The 22,108-nt window shown below is 67.0% G+C and carries 17 protein-coding genes and 2 tRNA genes; 5 read left to right on the top strand and 14 right to left on the bottom strand.

Features of this window, described 5'->3' with window-relative positions:
• Positions 1–101 precede the first annotated feature (101 nt).
• Entirely contained in the window at positions 102–1,055 is a 954-nt protein-coding gene (gene mmuM, locus CWT10_RS04585) for a homocysteine S-methyltransferase (RefSeq protein ID WP_199176353.1), read from the top strand.
• Positions 1,056–1,135: 80 nt separating this feature from the next.
• Here mmuM and CWT10_RS04580 read toward each other — a convergent pair whose 3' ends face one another.
• The 4 genes from CWT10_RS04580 to rpmF all read right to left on the bottom strand — a co-directional run bounded on the left by CWT10_RS04580 (position 1,136) and on the right by rpmF (position 2,868).
• A complete protein-coding gene (locus CWT10_RS04580; RefSeq protein WP_128683287.1) occupies positions 1,136–1,885 on the bottom strand; it encodes a hypothetical protein in 750 nt (249 codons plus the stop codon).
• Positions 1,886–2,438: 553 nt separating this feature from the next.
• A tRNA-Pro gene (locus CWT10_RS04575) sits at positions 2,439–2,512 on the bottom strand.
• Between the two features lie 52 nt (positions 2,513–2,564).
• Positions 2,565–2,635 (bottom strand) — tRNA-Gly (locus tag CWT10_RS04570).
• A gap of 68 nt (positions 2,636–2,703) precedes the next feature.
• Complete coding sequence (rpmF, locus tag CWT10_RS04565) at positions 2,704–2,868, bottom strand: 50S ribosomal protein L32 (RefSeq protein ID WP_103063484.1); 165 nt, start codon at positions 2,866–2,868, stop codon at positions 2,704–2,706.
• A gap of 200 nt (positions 2,869–3,068) precedes the next feature.
• Between rpmF and CWT10_RS04560 the strand changes: the two genes are divergently transcribed.
• The 3 genes from CWT10_RS04560 to cysE all read left to right on the top strand — a co-directional run bounded on the left by CWT10_RS04560 (position 3,069) and on the right by cysE (position 5,940).
• Positions 3,069–3,773 carry an IMPACT family protein gene (locus CWT10_RS04560; protein WP_174721934.1) on the top strand — a complete coding sequence of 235 codons (705 nt, stop codon included), beginning with the start codon at positions 3,069–3,071 and terminating at the stop codon, positions 3,771–3,773.
• Between the two features lie 391 nt (positions 3,774–4,164).
• Positions 4,165–5,094, top strand: a complete 930-nt coding sequence (cysK, locus tag CWT10_RS04555; RefSeq protein WP_103063482.1) for a cysteine synthase A — start codon at positions 4,165–4,167, stop codon at positions 5,092–5,094.
• 270 nt (positions 5,095–5,364) lie between these two features.
• On the top strand, positions 5,365–5,940 hold the full coding sequence (cysE, locus tag CWT10_RS04550) for a serine O-acetyltransferase (protein WP_103063481.1): 576 nt from the start codon (positions 5,365–5,367) through the stop codon (positions 5,938–5,940).
• Positions 5,941–6,102: 162 nt separating this feature from the next.
• Here cysE and CWT10_RS04545 read toward each other — a convergent pair whose 3' ends face one another.
• The 8 genes from CWT10_RS04545 to CWT10_RS04510 all read right to left on the bottom strand — a co-directional run bounded on the left by CWT10_RS04545 (position 6,103) and on the right by CWT10_RS04510 (position 16,957).
• On the bottom strand, positions 6,103–6,687 hold the full coding sequence (locus tag CWT10_RS04545) for a DJ-1 family glyoxalase III (protein ID WP_103063480.1): 585 nt from the start codon (positions 6,685–6,687) through the stop codon (positions 6,103–6,105).
• Between the two features lie 23 nt (positions 6,688–6,710).
• Entirely contained in the window at positions 6,711–8,228 is a 1,518-nt protein-coding gene (locus tag CWT10_RS04540) for an alpha-amylase (protein WP_269843782.1), read from the bottom strand.
• A gap of 46 nt (positions 8,229–8,274) precedes the next feature.
• Positions 8,275–11,685: an ABC transporter ATP-binding protein/permease gene (locus CWT10_RS04535; protein WP_103063479.1), complete on the bottom strand. Its 3,411-nt coding sequence runs from the start codon at positions 11,683–11,685 to the stop codon at positions 8,275–8,277.
• Positions 11,686–12,003: 318 nt separating this feature from the next.
• Positions 12,004–12,909: an SIR2 family NAD-dependent protein deacylase gene (locus CWT10_RS04530; protein WP_233188194.1), complete on the bottom strand. Its 906-nt coding sequence runs from the start codon at positions 12,907–12,909 to the stop codon at positions 12,004–12,006.
• Positions 12,910–13,019: 110 nt separating this feature from the next.
• Complete coding sequence (locus tag CWT10_RS04525; RefSeq protein ID WP_103063478.1) at positions 13,020–13,868, bottom strand: alpha/beta hydrolase family protein; 849 nt, start codon at positions 13,866–13,868, stop codon at positions 13,020–13,022.
• Positions 13,861–14,322, bottom strand: a complete 462-nt coding sequence (locus CWT10_RS04520) for an alpha/beta hydrolase family protein (RefSeq protein ID WP_103063477.1) — start codon at positions 14,320–14,322, stop codon at positions 13,861–13,863. Before CWT10_RS04520 ends, CWT10_RS04525 begins: the two co-directional genes overlap by 8 nt.
• On the bottom strand, positions 14,319–14,867 hold the full coding sequence (locus CWT10_RS04515) for a methylated-DNA--[protein]-cysteine S-methyltransferase (protein ID WP_233188193.1): 549 nt from the start codon (positions 14,865–14,867) through the stop codon (positions 14,319–14,321). Before CWT10_RS04515 ends, CWT10_RS04520 begins: the two co-directional genes overlap by 4 nt.
• 29 nt (positions 14,868–14,896) lie before the next feature.
• A complete protein-coding gene (locus tag CWT10_RS04510; protein WP_128683286.1) occupies positions 14,897–16,957 on the bottom strand; it encodes a hypothetical protein in 2,061 nt (686 codons plus the stop codon).
• A 382-nt stretch (positions 16,958–17,339) separates the two neighbouring features.
• On the opposite strand from CWT10_RS04510, the gene CWT10_RS04505 reads away from it, so the two are divergent.
• Positions 17,340–18,266, top strand: a complete 927-nt coding sequence (locus CWT10_RS04505; protein ID WP_103063475.1) for a GIY-YIG nuclease family protein — start codon at positions 17,340–17,342, stop codon at positions 18,264–18,266.
• Between the two features lie 200 nt (positions 18,267–18,466).
• On the opposite strand, the gene CWT10_RS04500 is transcribed toward CWT10_RS04505, so the two are convergent.
• Positions 18,467–19,237, bottom strand: coding sequence for a carboxymuconolactone decarboxylase family protein (locus tag CWT10_RS04500; RefSeq protein ID WP_103063474.1), 771 nt, complete (start codon positions 19,235–19,237; stop codon positions 18,467–18,469).
• Between the two features lie 248 nt (positions 19,238–19,485).
• Positions 19,486–21,939 carry a beta-glucosidase gene (locus CWT10_RS04495; RefSeq protein WP_174721933.1) on the bottom strand — a complete coding sequence of 818 codons (2,454 nt, stop codon included), beginning with the start codon at positions 21,937–21,939 and terminating at the stop codon, positions 19,486–19,488.
• Positions 21,940–22,108 lie beyond the last annotated feature (169 nt).

Below are 22,108 nucleotides of genomic sequence, written 5' to 3'. Positions count from 1 at the left end.
TTCCTATGGTCGGATCCGGGGAGATGCGTCCGGTCTTCCCGGCTAGGGTGGTTGCGCCGTCGACGTGCGGCGGCAGCGAACAGGGTCGGGAGAGGATCGATGTGAACGACGCACTCACGAGACTACTGGCACAGCGGAGCACCGTAGTACTCGACGGGGCCATGGCAACCGAATTGGAAAAACTGGGCGTTGACACCTCCGGTCCGCTGTGGTCGGCCCTGGCGATGCGGGATGCGCCCGAGGCGGTCCTGAATGTGCACCGCGCCTACTTCGCTGCCGGCGCCGACGTGGCCACAACCAACACCTATCAGGCCAATCAGGAAGCCTACCGACGTGCGGGCTTAAGCGAGGACGAGTCCGCGGAAATGGTGCGAATCGCGGTACGCCTGGCTATTCGGGCGCGCGAGGAGTATGAAGCGGCGACCGGGCGGCACGGCTTGGTGGCCGGATCGATCGGCCCATATGGCGCCTACCTGGCCGATGGCAGCGAGTACACCGGCGCCTACACGCTCACCAACAAGGAGTTCCGCGCCTTCCACCGCCCACGACTGCGGCTGTTGCTGGAGGCGGGCGTGGACGTGCTGGCCCTGGAAACAATGCCGCAGGGGCCGGAGATTCGGGCGCTGCTGGGGCTGCTGGCCGAGGACGCGCCGGACGTGCCCGCGTGGTTGTCATTATCGGTGCGCGACGACGGCGGAGCGCTGCGTGACGGTACTGGTCTGGAGGATGTGGCCGACTGGTCGCGGGAATGCCCGCAGCTGCGGCTGCTGGGGGTCAACTGCACAGGCATGGAGACGGCGACGACGGCGCTGAGTCTGCTAGCCGACCTCACCGGCCTGCCGCTGGTCGTCTACCCGAACTCCGGCGAGTCTTATGACGCGGCGGCCAAGACGTGGTCCACCTCCGGCGGTAACACGGGACTCGGCGACAATCTACTGGCTCGCACACTGCCCGCCTGGGAGGAGCTGGGAGCACGCGCCGTCGGCGGCTGCTGCCGCACCACACCGGCGCAGATTCGGGCGCTGGCCGATGCAGTGGGCCAGGCCGCGGTGTAGGGAGGTCAGCGGCAGTGCTGCCTGCTACGACGTCTTGCACCCTAGTACGAGGCGTCGCGGCGCAAGGTTCAGGCCATGTGTCATCGAGTGAGCTGCCGCCAGATGATCAGGTACAGCACAGACAGCGCGATGATACCGAGGTAGCTGAAGAAGGCCAGGACGTGGGCCCTGCGCAGGTTGTGGAGATTGGAGCTTCCTGTGCGCGGCGGTGGAATGAGCCCGATCAGGAGCGTGAATATGGCGGCCATCGCGCCGAGGGACAGACCCACGGGGACAAACGAGGGTTGTGATGAATCGCCCTCCGGTAAGAGCGACATTAACAGGCACCCCAGTGGCAACAGGCCCGTTGCCCAGCCGACGCAGGCGCGGGTGCGGCCCGTATCGAAGGCGTCGCACGACAGTATGAAGCAGACCAGTGCCAGCGCCATTGCAGCAAGGCAAGCCGGCTCGATGAAGGGCAGGGGGCCACCCCGGTGACCACGCATTGCCTCGCCAAAGTTCGCGTGCATCACGACGGCAAGAACCGCATAAGCCAACAGGACGACCACATCCATCAGCCGGAGTCGATGCAGACCCGTGTCATGGTGCTTGTCACCGCGCAAGGTGCCGATCGCGGCCGCAACAAAGCTGCCCACACTTCCATACAACACGTCCAGCGGCAGCAACGCCAAGTCATGCCGGTTCAACAGGCCGTAGAAGAGCCCGGCGACGACGGGCGCGGCGGTAAGCGCCAGGCCGATCCGATGGTGTCTGCCCGGCATTAACTCCCAACTGCTGAAGGCACCCACCACGGCAACGATGGCGAGCAGTCCGTTCAGTACAGACACCACAAAACTACTATAAACAATTCACGCGGCAACGCAGAGAAATCCGGGAGAACCTGCGGCGGCGTTGGGCAACAAGCCCGAGCCGCCGTTGGACCGCCTGGCTGCCGATGGACCGCCTGGCTGCCGTTGGTATACCGAACAGGGAACGCTCCCAGGCCAATGAGGAGGATCCCGACTCGGTGGGGAGACTCTCGGGCTGGTGGGGAGACTCCCGGGCCGGCGGCGAGACTCCCGGGCCGGCGGCGAGACTCCCGGGCCGGTGGTGTTGGCGGCCGGCGACGATTCAATGGAGTCATCCCAGTCATACCAGCCCCGCAGACACGGGAACCAAGACCTGTGGCTCTCCACGTATACCGGCCAGCAGTAAAAGCGCAGGTCCCGGACCCCAACCCTGCGGCTGTCCGCGTATACGAAGCCAGCGGGTCCCACGGCTAAGGAAATACGCCTACCTGAACCCCAATCCTCCAGCTGGACCGCAGTATCCCCAGCTCAACCGCCGGAAACTGCGTCTTCCTCCTCGCACGCCTCATAAGCGAGCTCATGGGCGTACTCGTCGTCGGGGTGGCGGGATTTGAACCCACGATCTCCTGCACCCAAAGCAGGCGCGCTACCAAGCTGCGCCACACCCCGCGTAAACAACCGCGACCGCCACCGGAAAGCCGGGGCGGCCACGCGTTCACCGAGCGGGTGACGGGAATCGAACCCGCGCCATCTGCTTGGAAGGCAGAGGCTCTACCATTGAGCTACACCCGCATTGGTCGGACTCAGGGTCCGCCGCTGTTGCCACTGCGTCTTGGGTGGAACCAAGACGTCAGCGGTCATCAGCCCTCAAGGAGGCCGGTCCGGTAGGCCTTCGACAACCTCGCCGGAACCGTGATCTTGCGGCCGGCAACGGTAATCGTCTGCAGCGCAGGCATCTTGGCCTTCCACTGCGAACGACGATTCCGGGTGTTACTGCGGGACATCTTCCGCTTCGGCACTGCCATGAGCCCGCTCCTCTCAAACGAATTGGTACCACCCGGTCACGGGCGGCCTGAAGGACAGTTGACCAGGGGTCACCCTAGCGGTTCATCCGGGTCCCGTTCCAGCCCGCACGCACCACAGAGCGTGTGAGATCAGTCCCGTACACCCCGGCGATCGCGCCGCACCACCGCCACGACCACGGATGAAGGCTATACATGAAGCCATGACCGCCTCGCCACGTCCTTCCGCCAACGCAGCCCCTGAAGCCATCATCACCCTGGCCCGCGGCGAGCACCCGGAAACCGACCTGGAGGTCAAGCGCTCGCATTTCCTCGGGCGCGCCGCCCGCACCGACGACGAGGCTTCCGCTCGCGCCTTCATCGCCTCCGTGCGCGCCCGCTACCCGGACGCACGCCATCATTGCAGCGCCTTTATCGTCCTAGTGCCAGGGGCGCAGCCGATTGAGCGTTCCAGTGACGACGGCGAACCCTCCGGCACCGCAGGAGCACCCATGCTTGACGTCCTGCGCGGCACCGGTCTGACCAACACCACCGTTGTAGTCACCCGCTACTTCGGGGGGACCCTGCTGGGCACGGGTGGCCTGACCCGAGCCTATTCACAGGCCGCCACGCGGGCACTGGACGCCGCCTCCCGGGTTCGTCTGGACACCCGTCGACTGTGGCGTGTGCGCGTGCCCGTGGCCGACGCCGGGCGTCTGGAGGCTCAGCTGCGCGCAAACGCTGGCCCGGAGGGAATCAGGATGGAGCAGACCACATGGGAGGCCACTCATGCCGTCCTCACGGTATCTACCTGCGCATCCGACTCCGGCGCGCTGGCCGAACAGCTGGCGGCGCTAACCGGGGGCACCGCCGTCGCCGAACCGGCCGGCAGCCGCATCGTCGAAACCGCCCTCACCCGCAGCCTGTGACGCATTCATGCAGTGCAACTCACCATACGGAACATTTGACAGCGGTGCCGCCGCACACGCTAATGTCGTCTCAGCGGAGGACGCCGCCACAAGCGTCGGCGATTCCCCGCAAGCTTCAGCAGCACCGCAACCGAGGAGGACCCCATGACGGTCAACGGCGTCATGCGCGTGATGTTCTCCTGCTGCTGCCGGTGTCGATAGAGCGCCTGGCCATGAAACTGTGCACGCATAGCTGCGTGCATGCCTGGCGCTCGGGGCATCCTTAACGCCCCTCCCCCGATTCGATCCCCAAGAACTACTCAAACGATCTCCAGGCCGCGGGCGTACAGACCTCGTAAGCGCCGGATCGGCGCGACTGTACTCCGCCTTCACAAGACTTAAGGATTCCGCAATGGCGTACGCAGCCAACATCACCGAACTCGTCGGCTCCACTCCACTGGTCCGCATCAACAGGGTCACCGACGGCGCACCCGCAACTGTTCTGGCCAAGGTCGAGGCCTTCGAGCCTGCCGGCAGCGTCAAGGACCGCATCTCCCTGTCCATCGTCCGCGCGGCCGAAGCCTCCGGCGATCTAAAACCCGGAGGCACCATCATTGAGGCCACCTCCGGCAACACCGGCGTCGGCCTGGCCATGGTCGGCGCCGCGCTCGGCTACCGGGTGATCATCACCATGCCGGAAACCATGTCCAAGGAGCGCCGCGCCATCATGCGCGCCTTTGGCGCCGAACTGGTGCTCACCACCGAGGGTGGGGTCGCCGGCGCGGTCAAGCGCGCCGAGGAGATTCAGGCCGTCACGCCGAACTCCATACTCGCTTCCCAGTTCACCAACCCAGCCAACCCCCAGATCCACCGCGAGACCACTGCCCGGGAGATCCTGGAGGCCACCGACTCCCAGCTCGACGTATTCGTCGCCGGCATCGGCACCGGCGGCACCCTGACCGGCGTTGGACAGATTCTGCGCGAGCAGCTCCCCGCCGTGAAGATCTTCGGCGTGGAGCCCACCGAGTCCCCTCTGCTCAGCGAGGGCAAGGCCGCACCGCACAAGATCCAGGGTATCGGCCCCAACGTGGTCCCCGAGGTGCTGGACCAGTCCATCTGGGACGAGCTGCTGCACATCGACTCCGACACTGCTCTTACCTACGCCCGCCGCGCCGCCGCCGAGGAGGGCCTCCTGGTGGGAGTCTCCTCCGGCGCTGCTCTGGCCGCCGCCTCACAGCTCGCGCAACGCCCGGAGTTCGCGGGCAAGACCATCGTCACTGTCCTGCCGGACACCGGTGAGCGCTACCTGTCGACGCCGTTGTACGCGGACTACCTGAACTGAGCACCTAAGGACTGAGTACTGAACCGGTAGGCGGTGGGCGGCCGCAGACGGCGCGGTCACCCACCGCCCCTCCCTCGCTCATATCCCACAGTGGATTCGGACACAGTCGGGCGTCGGTGGCACCAGACCTGGAACAGGGATGCGAACACCGACGTTGCCAGAACGGATCATCGCAGGTCACAGGCCCTTCGCGGCGCTGCCGGCGTGCTCCACCCCCGATATCTGCGTCTGTTGTCCACCCCACCATCAGGCTTTTGTCATAGGAGCACCATGCACAAGTCAAGCCGGTCGTTCATCGAACTCGCCAAGGAGGATCTGGCGACCGCCCGACGGCGGGACCCGGCGGCCCGCTCGATCCTTGAGGTGGCCCTCCTGTACCCCGGGGTCCACGCACTGTGGGCGCACCGAGCGGCCCACGCCCTGTGGGGCCGCGGCCACCATTTCGCTGCGCGTGCCCTGTCGCAGGCGGCCCGTGCAGCCACGGGCATTGAGATCCACCCGGCCGCGAAGATCGGTGAGCGCTTCTTCATCGACCACGGCATGGGGGTGGTGATCGGGGAGACCGCCGAGGTGGGTAATGACGTGCTCATGTTCCACGGCGTCACGCTGGGTGGAGTCTCCATGAATCCCGGCAAGCGGCACCCCACCATCGGCAATAATGTGCAGATCGGGGCCGGCGCCAAGGTGCTGGGGCCGGTAACCGTTGAGGACGGCGCCAAGATCGGCGCCAACGCCGTCCTGGTGAAGAACCTGCCCGCGGATCATGTGGGCGTGGGCGTACCGGCCCGTGCCCGCGACCCGCGTACCGACCCCGAGCTCATGCTCGACCCGACCATCTACATCTGACGACATCTGACTAGACCTGCCCAGGTCTGGCGACAGCGGATCGTGCTGGCCTGCATCCGAGCCGCCGCAGTTGGCCGTGCCGGTGCTGCCGGACGCAGGTATGCAGCTCGCGGCGCTCACGCCCGGGCCACCCGAGCACGGTCCGGGCGTCGTCGTCGGCTGTCAGTGCTGGTAGACGATGCCGCGCTTGACGGCGTCGACGGCATCATCGCCCAGGTAGTGGCGCACGATCTCCAGGCCGAGTTCGATTGCGGTGCCCATGCCCCGGCTGGTCAGCAACTGGTCGTCGACGACGACAGCTGCCTGACTGGTGCGGGCCCCGTGCTCTGCCAATACCCCCATGAAGTTGGGGTTGGAGGTGGCATCACGCCCCTGCAGCAGTCCCAGCTCGGCCAAGATTGAAGGTGCGGCGCAGATGGCGGCAACAGGGCGCCCAGCCTGCACACGCGCGGTGACCTCGTCGGTGACGGCGGGAACTGCCTTGAGGTTGGGCGTGCCGGGGATTCCGCCGGGCAGGAACACCATGTCGTAGTCGTCCAGATCCACCTCGCTCAGCAGCGCCTCACAGGTGAGCACCACCTTGTGGGAGGAGGTGACGGTCAGCGAGTCGCCAACAGCGATTAGCTCGGCGCGAATGCCGGCACGGAACACGACGTCGACAACCGCCAGCGCCTCCACCTCCTCCAATCCCTCGGCGATGAGGACGGCGATCTTCTTGTCGGTGGTCGGATTGTCCGGAGTGGGCATGGTTCCTCCTCGATTGTGTTCCCTCAGCGTACGCGGACCAGCCGGGTCATGCCCCGGTCAATGACGGGGCGGGCGGAGGCGGGCACATAGACGGACAGGCCGGTCTCGCTTACGGGGAACTCGGCACTGCCGTCACCGCCTATGGTGATGGCGCCATGCCCGCCGATGGCGCAGATCCACCGCTCCCCCGCATGCCGGGCACCCACATACAGGCGCTTGGTGGCGGACACCCCGGTGGACAGCACGACTGCGAGGCCTGAACCCGGGTGGGAGTCCTCACCCTCGCGGGTGAAGCCGACCAGGTCGGCGGCGTTGAAGGCATCATGTTGCGGGCCGTAGGCGAGGCTGCGGCGCAGCCGCATCAGCAGGGGCAACTCGATACAGGCCGACATGTCCCCGGTTTCCGGGGTGCCGAACAGATCGCCCCAGAAGACGCACGGAGTGCCGGCCTCGCGCAGCAGAACCAGGGCGTAGGCAGCAGGTTTGAAGCCGGGTTCTACGAATGACTGCAAGGACTGGCCCGGCTGGGTGTCGTGGTTCTCCACGAAGGTCACGGCGTGGTCAGGATCGGCCTCCACCAAAGTGTGCTCGAAGATCTTCGACAGGTCGAAATGATCCTTGAAGGAGGCGTGGTAGAGACGGTAGTGCAGGGGGGTGTCGAACATGCTCATGATCGGCTCCTCCCCCAGGTAGGCGCAAAGCTCGGCGGCGTCTCGAGACCAGAACTCCCCGACGGCGGGAACATCCCGGCCCGTGGCCTCACGCAGGGCGGGCAGCCAGCGACGGTAGAACTCACGGCTCATGTGCTTTAGGGCATCCAGCCGCACACCGTCCACGCCCGTGGTCTCCAGATACCAGCGGCCCCAGCGGATCAGTTCGTCCGACACCCGCGGATTGTTCAGGTCTACATCCGCGCCCATGAGGTAATCGAAGTTGCCGCGCTCATCGGTGACATCCTCATTCCACTCCTTGCCCTCGAACAGCCACACACCGTTACGGCGGGCCTGCTCGTCCCAGTCCGTGCCCAGGAAGCAGGTGTGATCCCAGGTGAAGTCGGAGTAGGTGCCGTGGCGGCCGGGGAAGGTGAAGCTCGTCCAGGCGGTTATGGTGGCCGGGTCCGCGATGGGCTTGCGGCGGTCGGCGCCGTCGACCTCGATGGCACGCACCTGCTCGGCGCCGTCGGCACCCATGCGGTGATTCAGGACTATGTCGGCCAGTACCTCGATGCCGGCTGCGCGCAGCGCGGCGACGGCGGCGACATACTCGTCCTTAGTGCCGTACTTGGTGGGCACGGTGCCCTTCTGGTCGAACTCACCCAGGTCGTAGGTGTCATAGACGCCGTAGCCGACGTCGTTGACGCCGGCCTGGCCCTTGTAGGCGGGCGGCAGCCAAATAGTCGTGACGCCGGAGTCCGCGATGAGGGCGGCATTGTCCGCGAGGAAGCGCCAGTGGCTGGAGTCGGCGGCCATATCCCAGGCGAATCCCTGAAGCAGGATCGGGTTTTCGCTCCCGCGGGAACCGAAGGTCGTGCTGTCACTCACAGGAGCAGCCTACCGGAGGGGTGCACAGGCAACTACCAGGTCGGATTCACTCCGAGCGCAGCGCCTCCACCGGGTCCTCCCGAGCGGCCTTGCCAGATGGGATCAGGCCGGCCAGCACGGTCAGCCCCACCGAGATGAGTATCAGGATCACGCCGGCACTCACCGGCAACTGAGCGATCGATTCCACGCCGAAGCGACCGTGGATAAAGGCATTCACGGGCAGACTCACCAGCAAGGTTATACCCACACCCATGAGCCCGGCGAGCAGCCCCTCAATGATGGTCTCGGCGTTGAACACGTGCCGGACATCCGCCTTGGAGGCGCCGACGGCGCGCAGGATGCCGATCTCCTTGCGGCGTTCAAGCACGGAAATGTAGGTGATGATGGCGATCATAATGCTGGAGACCACCAGGGAGATGGCCACGAAGGCGATCAGCAGCCAGGAGATGATGTTGACGATCCGGGTCACCGAACTCATCAGCACGCCGACTACATCGGTGTAAGTGATGACCTTGTCATCGGCGCCGACCGCCATCTGCTCGGCGTTGTAGTCCTCAAGGATCTGCTTGACCTCGTCCTTGGCCGCGAAGTCCTTGGGATAAATGTGGATCTCGCTGGGGTTGTCCAGGTCCGCCCAACCCAGCCCACTCAGGTTGGACTCGTAGGTGGCCGTCTCGGTGGACACCAGCGTGGCGAGCAGTTGGCTGAGCTCCTCCGGGGTCATGTCCAGTTCAAAGGCCTGGGCGAAGGCGTCGGGATCCACACTCACGGCATCGGCCAGGCCGGTGGCCAGCTGGCTAGTGGCGGTCTGGATCTGGGCGGCGATCTGCGTCTGGATGGCAGTCATCATCTGTGCCATAGCGGCCGCCATGGTCTGCTGCACCGCGCTGGACAGAGCTTCGCTGATGGAGCCTGCGACCGCCCCGGCCACCTGGGAACCGATCTCTGCCACCAGTCGGTCGCGCACCGCCTCGGAGATCTCGGTTACGGCGGGGTCGGCGCCCAGGGCAGTGGTGAGATTCTCGGTGAGCTTGGCCGAGTCGATCACTTCCTCTGAGCCGAGTGTTTCTGCGATGGTGCGCTGGACGTCCTCCTGTGCCAGATAGTCGGTGATGAGCACGCCTAGTTCGGGGTCGTCGCTGGGGTCGGCCGGATCATCGCCGGTGGCGTGCTCGGCGTAGTAGTCCGTGAAGTCCGCGATCAGGCCGGTCATCATGGCCGCCACCCGCGTGTCGGCCCCCTCCTTGATCACGCCGTCGGCCAGCGCCCGGGTTATCAGCGCCGCATAGTCGACGTCCGCTAGTTGGGGGAACTGCTGCTCCAGGTCGGTCAGGCTCAGCGAGGACAGGTCCAGTCCGGACAGGTCGATCTCGGGTTGGACGGCCGCCAGTCCGGACAGGTCCAGTCCGGACAGGTCCATCTGGGTGGTGTCCAGGCCAGACAGATCCATGCCAGACAGGTCCATGCCGGAGATGTCCAGGGCGTCAGGGTCGATCTGGAAAGCGGCCCGCAACTGGGACTCGTCGATGGTGAACAAGCTGGAGAGGTCGAATTCGGTGTCCTCAGCGGCGTCTTCCTCCTCGGCGAAGGTCTTCCCGGTGAATACATTCACGTCGGGCGCGGCCAACTGCGCCTTGACGATGTCGGAATCAGCAGCCTGTTCAACCAGATACCGGGTCAGGGCCGGGGTGTAGTAGAGGCCCGGCGTGAGAGCTGCCTGGGATCCGTTGGCGCGCACCACGCCCACCACGCTCATGGTCTCGCCGTCGGCCACCAGCTGCGACATGTAGGCGGCGTCGGCGGACCTGTCCGTCCACACGCCGTAGTCGGCATCATGCACGTAGCGCTTGTGGGACGGCACCAGGCTCAAGGTGCGTCCGATCAGATCGTTGTAGGCGTAAGTGCGCTCTGCGGTGGAGTCCGTGGTGGCATCCTCGGAGGGGTCGGCGCCCGCCGCATTGGCCGTGGCGGTGGCTGCCGCCGTGGGCATCGCTACGGCCGCCGGCGTGTTACCCATGTAGGTCTGCACCAGTTGCTCCAATTGACTGTGTTCGCGCAGGCCGAGCGCGTACGCAGTCATATCACTCATCCGGCCGTCCTCCGGCAGCACCAGCACCAGCTCGTTGTAAGCAGTGGGCCAGCGGCCGGCGGCGACGTCGTACTGGTCGACATACAGACCGTTGTCAGCGGCGAGTTGCCGGAACACGGTCATCTGCATGGTGGCGGTCATGGCGCCGAAGGATGAGAAGGCCGAGTCGGGGTTGACCTGTGTGGGCATGGTCGAGGACGCCTTGGTGACCGGAAGGTACAGCTGGGGGCTGACGTTGTAGAGGTACTCAATGGCATTTACATGGGCATTAATGCCGCCGCCGTCGGCTTCGAAGTAGGCCTTGAGCGCCGCCAGATCATTGGTGTTGGCCGAGCCGAACATGTCACGCACGTCGCCGCGCTCCCCGACCACGCCGTCGGGAAGATCCTCTTGGGTCGTGGTGTCGGTGGCCCGGGCGATCAAGGCGGTGTAGTCCATGCCCAGCCGCTCGATCTGGAGCGGGTAGGAGGACAGTGTCTCTTCCTCGGTACGGGCGATGTAGGCGTTGACGCCGTTGGCCAGCGCCAGGATCAGGGCGATGCCGATAATGCCGATGGACCCCGCGAAGGAGGTCATGAGTGTGCGCCCCTTCTTAGTCATCAGATTGCTGAAGGACAGCGACAGCGCAGTCAATGGCCCCATGCGGGTGCGACGCGGCGGCCGTGCCTCGCGGGCGTCGTCGGCCGTGGGGATGTAAGGGGCCGTGTCGGAGGTGATGCTCCCGTCGGCGAGCTCGACGATGCGGGTGGCATAGTCGTGGGCGAGCTCAGGGTTGTGGGTGACCATGATGACCAGCCGGTCGGCGGCGACCTCCCGCAGCAGGTCCATCACCTGAATGGATGTGGTCGAGTCCAGGGCGCCGGTGGGTTCGTCGGCCAGCAGGATCTCGGGGTCGTTGATCAGGGCGCGGGCGATGGCTACGCGCTGCATCTGGCCGCCGGAGAGCTGGCTGGGCCGCTTGTGGACGTGGTCTGCCAGCCCCACCTGTTCCAGGGCGTCCAGGGCGCGGCGGCGCCGCTCCCCGCGGGAGACGCCGGTCAGGGTCAGGGCGAGTTCGACGTTGGCCAACACGCTCTGGTGGGGAATCAGGTTGTAGGACTGGAAAACGAAGCCGATGCGGTTGTTGCGGTAAGCGTCCCAGTCGCGACTGCGGTAGTTCTTGGTAGAGATGCCGTCGATCACCAGGTCGCCGGAGTCGAAGTGGTCCAGACCGCCGATGATGTTGAGCATGGTGGTCTTGCCGCTACCCGATTGGCCGAGCACGGCCACGAACTCGTTGTCCCGGAAGGAGACGGACACTCCGTCCAGTGCAGTCTGGTCAAAGGATGCGGTGCGGTAGGACTTGGTTATCTCGTGCAGCTCAAGCATGGGCTCTCCGGAGCGGGGGTCGAGTAAGAGAGCCTATGCCGCCTTCCTGAGAGAACCAACAAAGCCCCCTCCCCGAGGTCGGTCGAAGTAACCACCGAGGTCGGTCGAAGTAACCACCGAGGTCGGTCGAAGTAACCACCGAGGTCGGTCGTTATGGCGGCTGCCGTGCCCCATGACGGAGGAAGCTTCGCCCAGAGAGTTAGTCAACACGGAGGACCGCCACGGCGACGGACAGAGACATCCCCCGCTACCCCCTGCTCAGACCGCGGGACCCTGGTTGGATCGCCGCTGCGTGTCACGTGGGCTGACCAGTGTCCGCTATTGCTCAGACAGCCGTTCACGCAGCGCGGAAAGGGCAGCGCCGAGGTCGGCATCTACGAGGATGGAGCGGCCGGCGATCTCGCGGGGCGTGCCGGGCTCCAGCGACACCGCCGCGTAGATGGACTCGGGGTTGGCGTGCACGCGGCGCCAGAACGGGTACTTGATGATGCCGGGGGTGTTCATGCCCACTCCGAGTTCGAGGTGGAGCACGCGCCCGCTCTGGTGGGCGTCGGTCCAGGCGACGTAGCGCTCGGCGGCGGCGTACCAGCCGGCGTCCTGGACGAAGGTGTCATCCGAGCGCAGGTTGGTGGTCAGCGGCTCGCCGCAGCGAGGGCAGGTGGGAAGCAGGTGTGTGGGCACTCGCATCGGGGTGCCCGCGGCGGTGTTGGCGCGCTCGCCAGCATCCATGGCGACGACGGCGTCGTAGTTGTCATAGGTGTCCTGGCTGCAAGGCACGGAGCACTGGAACAGGCCGTAGTCGCCCTGGGTGTAGAACAGGCGGTCCTTGGGGAAGCCGGAGTTCTGGAAACGGTGGTCGACGTTGGTAGTCAGGACAAAGTAGTCGCGCCCGTCCAGCAGGTCATGCAGGTCGCGGTAGACGGCGCCGGGGCCGGACTCGTAGCGCTGGAGGAGGATGTTTCGCGCCCAGAAGGCCCACCTCTCCTCCGGCGTGGGGAAGGGGTAGAAGCCGCCGGAGTAGGCGTCGGTGATGCCACGGGCGGCGTAGAAGTCGGCGAAGCGCGCCTCAAATGCGGGGCCGGCGTGCGCATCGCCGTCGGCGACCGACAGCCCCGCGCCGGCGCCGACTAGGACGGCGTCCGCGTCGATCAGGGCCTCGGCTAGGCGGTCAATACGAACCAGGTTGGCTGCGTCGAGCGGCGATGAGGTGGGAGTCTCGGTCACCCAGGCGATTATGGCGATTCGAGGTATTAGGGGCAAGAACACAAGTCGCCTGCACCCGCCGACCATCGCCGACGCGCCCGCCCGGTCCGCACCGGCCGGCGACCTCGACCTCAGTCGTCCAGGACGCCCGCCCAGGCCAGGAAGTCCACGGTCCACCCCACGGCCGCCTCGAAGTTCGCGTCGCCGAAGCCGTGCCCCGCACCGGGGATGCGCTCCAGGCGGGCGTCGGGGAGGGTGCGGGCGGCCGCCTGCGAGACGGCGAGGGGCACGTCGGCGTCCGCCTCGCCGTGCACCAGCAGCACCGGGGAGGGGTAGCGGCGCATGGCGGCCTCGACGTCGCGGGTCCAGAGGTCGCGGGCGAAGTCCCGTCCGAGCGTGATGTCGCGGCCGTCGACGCGGGAGGTGAAGGTCTCCGGCACCGCGTCGAGGCGCCCGAAGCGGCGCCGCACCGAGGCAGGGGCCGCGAGCGCCGGGTACCACAGGGTCAGCGCGGCGATCTGCGCCGGGTGGGCGGCGGCCGCCTCCATGGCCACGAGTCCGCCCTGGCTGCGACCGAACAGGGCGGTGCGGGCGGTGTCGACGAAGGGCCAGGTGCGGGCGGTCTTCAATACGGCATCCAGGTCGGCCAGTTCGGTGCCGATGGTCATGGCGGTGGTCGGGCCTGTGGTCGGGGCTCCTCCCCCGCGGAAGCTGGGGGCGATGGCGACGGCGCCCGCGGCGGCCAGCCGTTGGGCGACCGGCGCCACCCGCAGCCCGGACTCCCCCAGCCCGTGGCAGCACACCACCAGCGGGGCGCGCAGCCGCCCGGCCGCGGCGGCGCGGGGCACGTAGGTCAGGGCGTGGACGAGCCCGCCCGGGTCGGCGCCGGCCGCGCCGACCGGCACCGTCAACTCGCGGGCGAGGTAGTCGTTCGTCTCGTCTTCCGCCTCGGCCCCCGCCAGGCCGCCGGCCTCACGCACTGGGGCCGTCCAGGAGGCCGACGGCGCGCACCGCGACGGCGCCGCCCTGGGACTTGCCCAGCAGGGCGATGCGTTCCGGGTCGATTCCCGCCCAGGGGCCGGCGCCTGCCGCGGCGCCCGCACGTGCGGCGTCGAGCACGGCCTCGAGGTCCTCCACCTCCGTTAGCACGCTCATGCCGGTCATGTCGGCGCCGGCCCAGCCGCCGTTGAAGGTGAAGCGGTAGGTCGCCAGGCCGAGGGCGGCCAGGTGGTCGGCCACATCGGCGGTGCCGTGCAGCGAGTCCGTGAAGCCGTGGCAGCAGATCACCAGCGGGAGGCGGCGTTCGCGAGTGGCGTGGACGCCGTCGCCCGCCTCCTCAGGAACGGTGAGCACGCCCTCCATGGGTGCGCTGCGGGAGACGACGTCGAGGCGGGTGCGCCGCAACTCGGAGCGGTGTTTCCGGAAGCTGCTCACGCGACAGCCACTCCTTCCAGCCGCAGCAGGGCGGCCTTGCGTTCGGGCCCGCCGGCGTAGCCGGTCAGGGCGCCGTTGGCACCCAGCACGCGGTGACAGGGCACGAGCAGGCTGACGGGGTTGCGGCCCACGGCGGAGCCGACGGCGCGGGCCGAGGCGGACCGGCCGCTGGCGGCCGCGAGGTCGGCGGCGATGCGCCCGTAGGTGGTGGTCTGCCCGCGCGGAATAGTACGCAGTCGATCCCACACGCGCTGTTGGAAGTCGGTGCCGGCCGCGGCCAGGGCGGGGGTCGGGCCGGGGTCCTCGCCGGTGAAGTAGCGTTCCAGCCAGGCTCGGGTCTGCGCCAGCACAGGCGGCTCGTCCGCGGCGCCGGGGGTCACCGGGCGCGCGTCGCTGGTGAGTCCGGCGCGGTCGTGGCGCTGCCCGTCGAACCAGACGCCGACGACGGCGCCGCCGTCGGGCAGCCCCTCCCCCGTGGCGGCGGCCAGCGTCATGGGTCCCAGCGGCGAGTTGAAAGCGCTGAGACGAATCGTGGCCTGCGGCACAGCCAACGACTGTACTCGCATTACGGCGCTCACCGGTAGCCGCCGGGAGCGACCGGCCGAGGCAGGCTCCATGGGGCACCGCTCGCGGAGCTGATCGGATGCCACCCCTGCTCCCAGTTGTTCGGGTCGGGCAACCCCCGGTAGTACAGGACATTGCATTCATCGGTAGGTTCGCCTGCGTGGGCGGCGATGAGAAGCACGGTGTCCTCGTACGGAGATACGAGGTCCTCTCGGTCTCTGGGATCGATAACGCGGATGCTGTCCATCTGCGCGATGAGGCGGCGCCGGAGCCCGGCATATTCCGGGTCCTCAATCAGTGCGGCGCTGACAACAAGGGCGATGACCCCGTAGTCGGGGATGTGCTCGCACGCCCAGGTCAGTATGCGCGTGTCCATGTTGGTCGGCGTCGGTGTTCCGGCGGCGTCGTATGCGGCGGCGAGCCTGGCGTCCAGACCGGCGTAGCGAGACTCTGAGCCGGCGGCCGCTTGCCCGCGGGGCGGGTTGCAGACGATCACGTGGGGCGGGTAGTGGCAGATGGCGGCCTTGTCGAACTCGTCCTGCTCGAACCATGTGGGCTGTAGGGGGTAGGTGGCCGAATGCAGGCGCTGCGGCGCCGGGCCGAGTGCCGGCAGGTCCAGAAGCAGCGGATCTGCGAGAACCCGCAGTGGCAGCTGGAGACGGGGACCATCTACGGCGTCCCAGTCCGAATGGATGGTCGGCCAGCCCTGCGCCTCCTGTGCGGTCTCGATCCGCGCGTTGGCGAGGAATCTGGACATGACGCCGGAACTGATCGTGTAGGCGCCGCCGCGAGGCCACACGGTCTTCGCCGTCTGCGGACTGACTGATCCGGGTATCAGGAAGCGCGAGATGAGTTCACCCGCTCCGGTCATCGGATCGAGGACGTGGGCGTGCTGGGGGTTGCGTAGGCCGAAGGGACGCAGATAGCGCAGGGCCATCTCGTCGGCGGCCCATACGAGGGCGTCTGCGAGCGCGTCCGGCAGAGGGGCGTTGATCCTGCTCATGGCCTCGGGGAAGACGGGGGTGAGGAAGTTCTCGACGAGTTCGTCCAGGAGGGCCATTACGAAGTGGAGGTCGGGATTGATCCAGCTGCGGCGTTGGACCAGGGAGCGCAGATCGTCCAGCGGAGCGAGCAGCTCGAGAATCCGCTCGTTGGGCATTGGTGCCTGGATGAGTTCGAGCAGTGAGCGCATGCTCTCGATGTCCCGCGGCCCCCTGGTGCGGTATTCCGCCGCGGTAAGGCCGGAGGGCTCACGCAGGAGATTGCCGGTGAGGACGGCCTGGATGGTGAGTTCCTCCGCCACTCGCCGTTCCCCCACGATGCCGGTGTCGCGCTCAAGCGCGGTGATGAGTGCGCGGATCCACGGGTCACTCCGGCGCAGGCGCAACTGGTCGGCGAAGAAGGCGTCCAGGTCTGCGCGGACCGTGCGTCCGATGCCGGACCAACGTTCCCAGTCCACGGGGCCGACGATGTCATCGGCTACCTGGAGCAACGCTTGGTCGCGCTCGGAGCCGGCCGCCGTGCCTGCATGGAGGATGGCCATCTTCTCGGGCAGGGTGTAGCCCTGCCCGCCGCGTCCGGCCGCGAGATTGTCCGAGTCACGCACCGGATAACTGGACAGCACCTGCCGCACTCGGGCGAGCAGCGAGGCCGTCGGCGCCGGGGACTCAGCCGTGCTGGGCGCCTGTTGTCCGGCGATGACGGGTACGACGACGTTGAGGCGGCTTGCGTGCACGGGAATGCACAGGGCGTTACCGAGCATGGTGGTCAGCTCCGCGTCGCTCAACTCCGGCGGCACCACGTGCGTGGCTCCGCGCAGGCCGCCCCGCGCTGCTGCGTCACGGGCCTGCTTGAGCGGCGACTGCTCGGAGACGATCGCCACCGCCACGCTCGCCTGGTTGGTCATCACCGGTTCGGTGACAGGATCCATGAGCTGCGCTGGAACCAAGCTGCACTCGGAGCCGAGCAGACCCAGCCGCCCCGAAAGCCGCGCCTGCTCACGAGCACGCCGCACTCGGTCCTGATCTAGGTCCATCGCTGATCTGGGCGTGAAGGTCTCCATACCGGCCATGAGGCCAGGCTATGACGCAGGTCTGACACGAATTCGGGGGCGTTAGCCACGAGCGGCACTCGGCCACGTCACCACCCAACGCAGGGCCGCGCCAATGAATCAGCGCCGATCCGGTCCGCCCCAGATCAGTCACCCGGCCACCCGCGTCACGCAAAACGACCGGCACACCCTCCGACGAAAGAACACCATCCCCAAGACGCACCGTTTGACAACGTTTCTGACAACAACAGCAGCCAGAAGGACTACCAGAGTCCACGACTGCTACCCTGCCATCCAGGCATCACGCCCTAGGTACCTCCACCAAGACCAACCAAGGCGATCGACCGTCGATACCCGCCAATACCCATCCGACACCGATGTCCAGGCACCCGAAGGAACCGGCATGACCTCAGCTTCTACCAAGATTGATCCGGCCGTCCAATCCCAAGTTGCGGACGAGCTCGGCCGCTACGTCTACATGCTCGTCGACCCACGAGACGGAATCCCCTTTTATGTCGGAAAGGGAAGAGGTGAACGGTTTGGCGCACACGGCCGGGAAGCGATGCTCACAAAACCAGAGGAGAAGGAGGACGAGGACGACACTCATGACACAGTAAGTAAAAAAGTGCAGAAGATCCGAGACATACGCGCCGACGACCGCGATCCCCAAATATGGATTCTGCGTTATGGAATGAAAAAGGATCTCGAATACACGGCGGCTGAGGCGGTCTGCATAGACCTGCTCCGTTCCATGCCGGTGACGCCGATCACCAACGGATCATCGCGCCACCCCGACGGCTTAAAGGAGCAGTTAACGAATGCGCGGCGCGAAAAAGCCCGCGGCCACGGGGTAGTGCTTCTCGATGACCTGATTGCCGAGAAGGGAGCACCCGAACTCACCTACCCCGGCCCGTTGTTGACAATCAAACTCGCAGGTTGGACCGAGACTCCCGATGGGGAAGATATGCCCGGAGGCTACAAGCGTTATGGTCATGGATTCCGATCAGAATGGCTGACTCGCGAGGAACGCGAGAAGAACTACCAGAAGATCGGAGAGTCCGCCTGCGGGTGGTGGCCTCTCAGCATCGCGAGAGTAGAAGGCAGCGGGATCAAGTATGCCGTTGCGGTGCATCGCGGCGTTACTCGCGCTCTCCTGAGGATCATTCCGGGAACTTGGGAGCCACAGAGTTACTCGAACGACACTAAGCGCTGCGCTTTCCAGTTTGAAATCATCGACAGCGGACCGCTGTTCGACGAGCTTGTCGGCCCGTACGGCCACTGGATTCCATCCGAGAAATGCAAACAGGGCGCCTTCTACTGGCCGAGGTGAGCCAGCCCGGTTTCTCTGGAGCGTCCGCCCAAGACGCTCCAGAGAAACCGTGCTGACTACGTATCTACCTACCGGCGCCCTGCGGCGAGCCGCACAGCCCCCATACCTCAGCGGTCATATCGACCGGCCTCGGCACGTAACACCTACCGACCTCGGCGATAGGGGTGGTGGCGGAGAGGCGACGCAGGGCGGCGGTGACCTCACCGGTAGGCCTCGGAGGAGGCGTTGGGATCGTAGTTCGCCACCAGCACCAGGCCGGACAGGGCATAGGGGCCACCGATGTAGGGCATGGCCTGCACCAGGGCGGCGGCGACCTTCTGCCGGGTGTTGCCGGCCTTGATCGCTCCGGCCACATGGGGAGTGAGCTGGGTAGCGGCGCCGATGGCGGCGATGGCCACCAGGCTGATGATCTCGCGCTCGGCTACGCTCAGCACGCCGCGGGACTCGACCTCCCCGAAGCCGATGGCGGTGAGCAGGTGCGGCACCTGCGTGTCGAAGGGCTCGGGCAACTTGGCGAAGACGGCCTTGACCTCGTCCCCGTACAGCGGGGTCTGGATGGCGGCGCCGGCCTCGTCCCGGTCGGCGTAGTCGACGGTGGCGGCGCTCGGCAGGGGCAGCTGGACGCCGTGCTCGGTCAGGACCTCGTTGACCACGCCGATGGCGTTGAGGGTCTTGGGGTAGCCGATGTAGGGCTGGCACTGGTAGATGACCTCGCGCAGCTGCTCGGGGGTGGCCCCGACGTTCAACGCAACAGCCGTGTGGGCGCGCAGCTGCGGCAGGGTCTGCATGGAGGCCAGGCAGGTAACGGTGATCAACTCGCGCTCGACGTCGGTGAGCACGCCGGCGGAGAAGACCTCGCCGAATATGTGGTTCTGGAGGGTCTCCATGAGTTCGGGGTCGGTGGGGCTGGGCTCGGGGGCGGAGCCGAACAGGCGGGTGAAGGTCTCGATCGCCTCGGGGGTCAGTGCCATGGTGTCTCCCTTGTGCTTGGTTGTCGGTGCTTTGTGCTGGCGGTTGTCAGGTTGCGTCTCCGGGGCTGGTCGCAGGCGGCCGGGCCGCCCGGGTCGGTCGGTGACGTCGGTGGCGGGCGACTGCGGCGTCGTCGGGTCCGAGCATGATCCTGCCACGGGCGGGGCCCCGTCCGGCGCCGGTACGCGGCGTCAGACGGGGCCCCTTAGTGCCTGGTTGATCCAAGCCCGAGCATGCAGCGCGGAAGTGCTCAGACCTCCGGGGCGGAGGCGACGTCGCCCAGCAGGTGGGCCATGCGCACCACCCGGGCGGCCTGCTTCTCGAGCTCGGCGCGGGTCAGCGTCACGGCCGCCGTCCCCTCGTCGCGCAGGGCCGCGAGGATGTCCTGGCGGTCCGCCTCGCAGCCGGGCATGAACAGCTCGTTGCCGGCCTTGACGGTGGCCGAGGCGGTGGCGCGGGGGTACTTCAGGTCCGTGCGGGCCATGGAGTCCACCACCCAGTCGGTCATGACCAGGCCCTTATAGCCCCACTCCTCGCGCAGGATGGTCTCCAGCAGGTCGGCGGACTCGGAGGTGTGCACCCCGTTGAGCAGGTTGTAGGAGGTCATGAGCGCGTGGGGCTGAGCCTCACGGATAACGATCTCGAAGCTGCGCAGGTACAGGTCGCGGGCGGCCCGCTGGGAGACGTGGCTGTTGGAGTTCAGGCGGTTCGTCTCCTGGTTGTTGAAGGCGAAGTGCTTGACGGTGACGGCGCGACCCGGGTGGGCCTGGACGCCGCGGGTGATACCAGCGGCCATGCGGCCGGCGAGCAGCGGGTCCTCAGACATGTACTCGAAGTTGCGCCCGCACAGGATGGTGCGGTGCAGATTGAAGGCCGGGGCCAGCCACAGGTGGGCGCCAAAGTGGTCCATCTCCACGCCCACCAGGTCGCCATAGGCGGCGGCCAGCTCGGGATTCCAGGTCTGGGCAATGGCGGTGCCGATCGGGATGGCGGTGGCGTACTGCTCGTAGGTGCGCTCCGGGGTACGGGGCGCGGGGGCGGTGTCACCGCCGAGCGCGGCAACAGACTCGTCGTCCATGAGCTCGGCGAACAGGCCGCCCAGGGCCTCCCCGAGCGGGAAGGCGCCATCGGCGTCCACGCCCACCTGAGGCGACAGGCGCAGTCCGGCGGGGCCGTCGGGCATGACCAGCGACGGCAGCCCCTCGAAGCGTGTGGTGGTCTGGCCCGCGGCGCCGACCAGTGCCTGCGAGGCCTGACCGATGATGGACTGCTTCTCGGCGTCGTCGCTGTAGTCACCCAGCACGATGTAGGACAGTTCGTCGTCGGACAGGTTCTTCACGTAGTCGAGGGCCTCGGTCAGGTCCACGGGGGCGTGGGTGTCCTCACGGCGCAGGTCGGCGGCGGTCACTGCCAGCCGCGGAAGGTCGGCCGGCACCTCGACGGCGACCGGTGCGGCCGGCTTGAAGTCGGTGAAGCCGGGGTCTCCCAGGGCGTCGTGGAGCCGACGGACAATCGCCGTCTCGGCCAGCTCGACGACGGCCGCGGGGACCGTGTCACGGCTGGAAGCGCCCACGCGCACCACGTAGTCGCCGGACTCGAGCACGGTGGCGGCCTTGGCGGCGTCATAGGAGGCGATGTCGGTCAGGTCGAAGGTGACGGCGACGTCCTCGGCCGCGCCCGCAGCAAGCTCGCCGGTCTTGGCGAAGGCGGCCAGGGCCTGGTAGGGCTGGTCGAGGTCGCCGGCGGGCACGGAGACGTAGACCTGGACGACCTCCTTGCCGGCGGCGGTGCCGGTGTTGGTCACGGAGGCCTTCACGGTGATCTCGGAGCCGGAGGCGCTGACGGCGGGGGCGCCGATGGTAAAGGTGGTGTAGCCCAGGCCGTAGCCGAAGGGGAAGATCGGGGCGGTGCCGACCGAGTCGAAGTAGCGGTAACCGACGTAGACGCCCTCGCGGTAGTTGGTGTCATCCGGGTCGCCGAAGTCACCCTCAGTGGAGTAGTCCTCCCAGGCCGCCCAGGTGGTGGATAGCTTGCCGGAGGGGTAGCTCTTGCCGAGCAGCACGTCGGCGAAGGCGTCGCCGATAGCGGCGCCCAGCTGGGACAGCAGCAGGATGTTGCTCACGTCCTTCACCGGCGTCAGGTCGACGACGCCGCCGACGTTGAGCACCAGTAGGAACTTGTCGAACTTGGTGGCGAGTGCGCTGATGTCGCGGATCTCGGAATCGGTGAGTTTCACGTCGCCGGCCTCGGGGTGGCGGTCATTTCCCTCACCAGAGTCGCGGGCGACGACGTAGATGGCGGCCTCGCCGTCGCCGTCGAGCGGCAGGTCGAAGGCGGGGGCGGGCTCGACTGCGCCCATTCCGAAGTAGATGGCGGGCACGCCCGCAGCCTTGGCCTGAGCCTTCAGGTCTGCGACGAAGGTCTTGTGGTTCTCCTCGGCGACGCGATCATAGGCGTCCAGCCAGGACTTGGTGGTGATGGTGAAGCCGGCGTTCTCGAGCCCTTCCTCAACGGTGACCACATGGCGGGAGTTGACGTCGCCGCTGCCGGTTCCGCCCTTGATCGTGCGCCGGGCACCCGCCCCGTACAGTGCGATCCTGCCGAGGCCCTTAAGGGGGAAGGATCCGTCGGTCTTCAGCAGCACCATGGATTCGGGCGCCCCCGCGCGTACCGTTGCCAGGTGGTCAATCTCGTACTGGTTCATGTTCTGCTCCACTGTGAGCCCCTTCTGTCAGGCCAGGTTGTGGGGTGCTCACCTGAGAGCACCCGCTTGTCACAATCCTACCGCTCGGTCCATTGTTGGGGAAGAGTTTCGCGACGACGAATCGAACAGACAGACCCCACCCCGAGCACCCCACGCCACACCGGGCCTC

The organism is Actinomyces qiguomingii, assembly GCF_004102025.1.
Lineage (GTDB): Bacteria > Actinomycetota > Actinomycetes > Actinomycetales > Actinomycetaceae > Actinomyces > Actinomyces qiguomingii.
Note: the sequence above shows the minus strand (reverse complement) of the source record. Positions and strands in the feature narration are given on the sequence as shown.

Excerpts from the sequence above, each read along its gene's own strand:
- rpmF (WP_103063484.1), bottom strand. The coding sequence starts at position 2,868 with ATGGCAGTGCCGAAGCGGAAGATGTCCCGCAGTAACACCCGGAATCGT.
- cysE (WP_103063481.1), top strand. The coding sequence starts at position 5,365 with ATGCACAAGTCAAGCCGGTCGTTCATCGAACTCGCCAAGGAGGATCTG.
- cysK (WP_103063482.1), top strand. The coding sequence starts at position 4,165 with ATGGCGTACGCAGCCAACATCACCGAACTCGTCGGCTCCACTCCACTG.
- CWT10_RS04500 (WP_103063474.1), bottom strand. The coding sequence starts at position 19,237 with ATGGCACTGACCCCCGAGGCGATCGAGACCTTCACCCGCCTGTTCGGC.
- CWT10_RS04535 (WP_103063479.1), bottom strand. The coding sequence starts at position 11,685 with ATGCTTGAGCTGCACGAGATAACCAAGTCCTACCGCACCGCATCCTTT.
- CWT10_RS04510 (WP_128683286.1), bottom strand. The coding sequence starts at position 16,957 with ATGGCCGGTATGGAGACCTTCACGCCCAGATCAGCGATGGACCTAGAT.
- CWT10_RS04560 (WP_174721934.1), top strand. The coding sequence starts at position 3,069 with ATGACCGCCTCGCCACGTCCTTCCGCCAACGCAGCCCCTGAAGCCATC.
- CWT10_RS04505 (WP_103063475.1), top strand. The coding sequence starts at position 17,340 with ATGACCTCAGCTTCTACCAAGATTGATCCGGCCGTCCAATCCCAAGTT.
- CWT10_RS04545 (WP_103063480.1), bottom strand. The coding sequence starts at position 6,687 with ATGCCCACTCCGGACAATCCGACCACCGACAAGAAGATCGCCGTCCTC.
- CWT10_RS04495 (WP_174721933.1), bottom strand. The coding sequence starts at position 21,939 with ATGAACCAGTACGAGATTGACCACCTGGCAACGGTACGCGCGGGGGCG.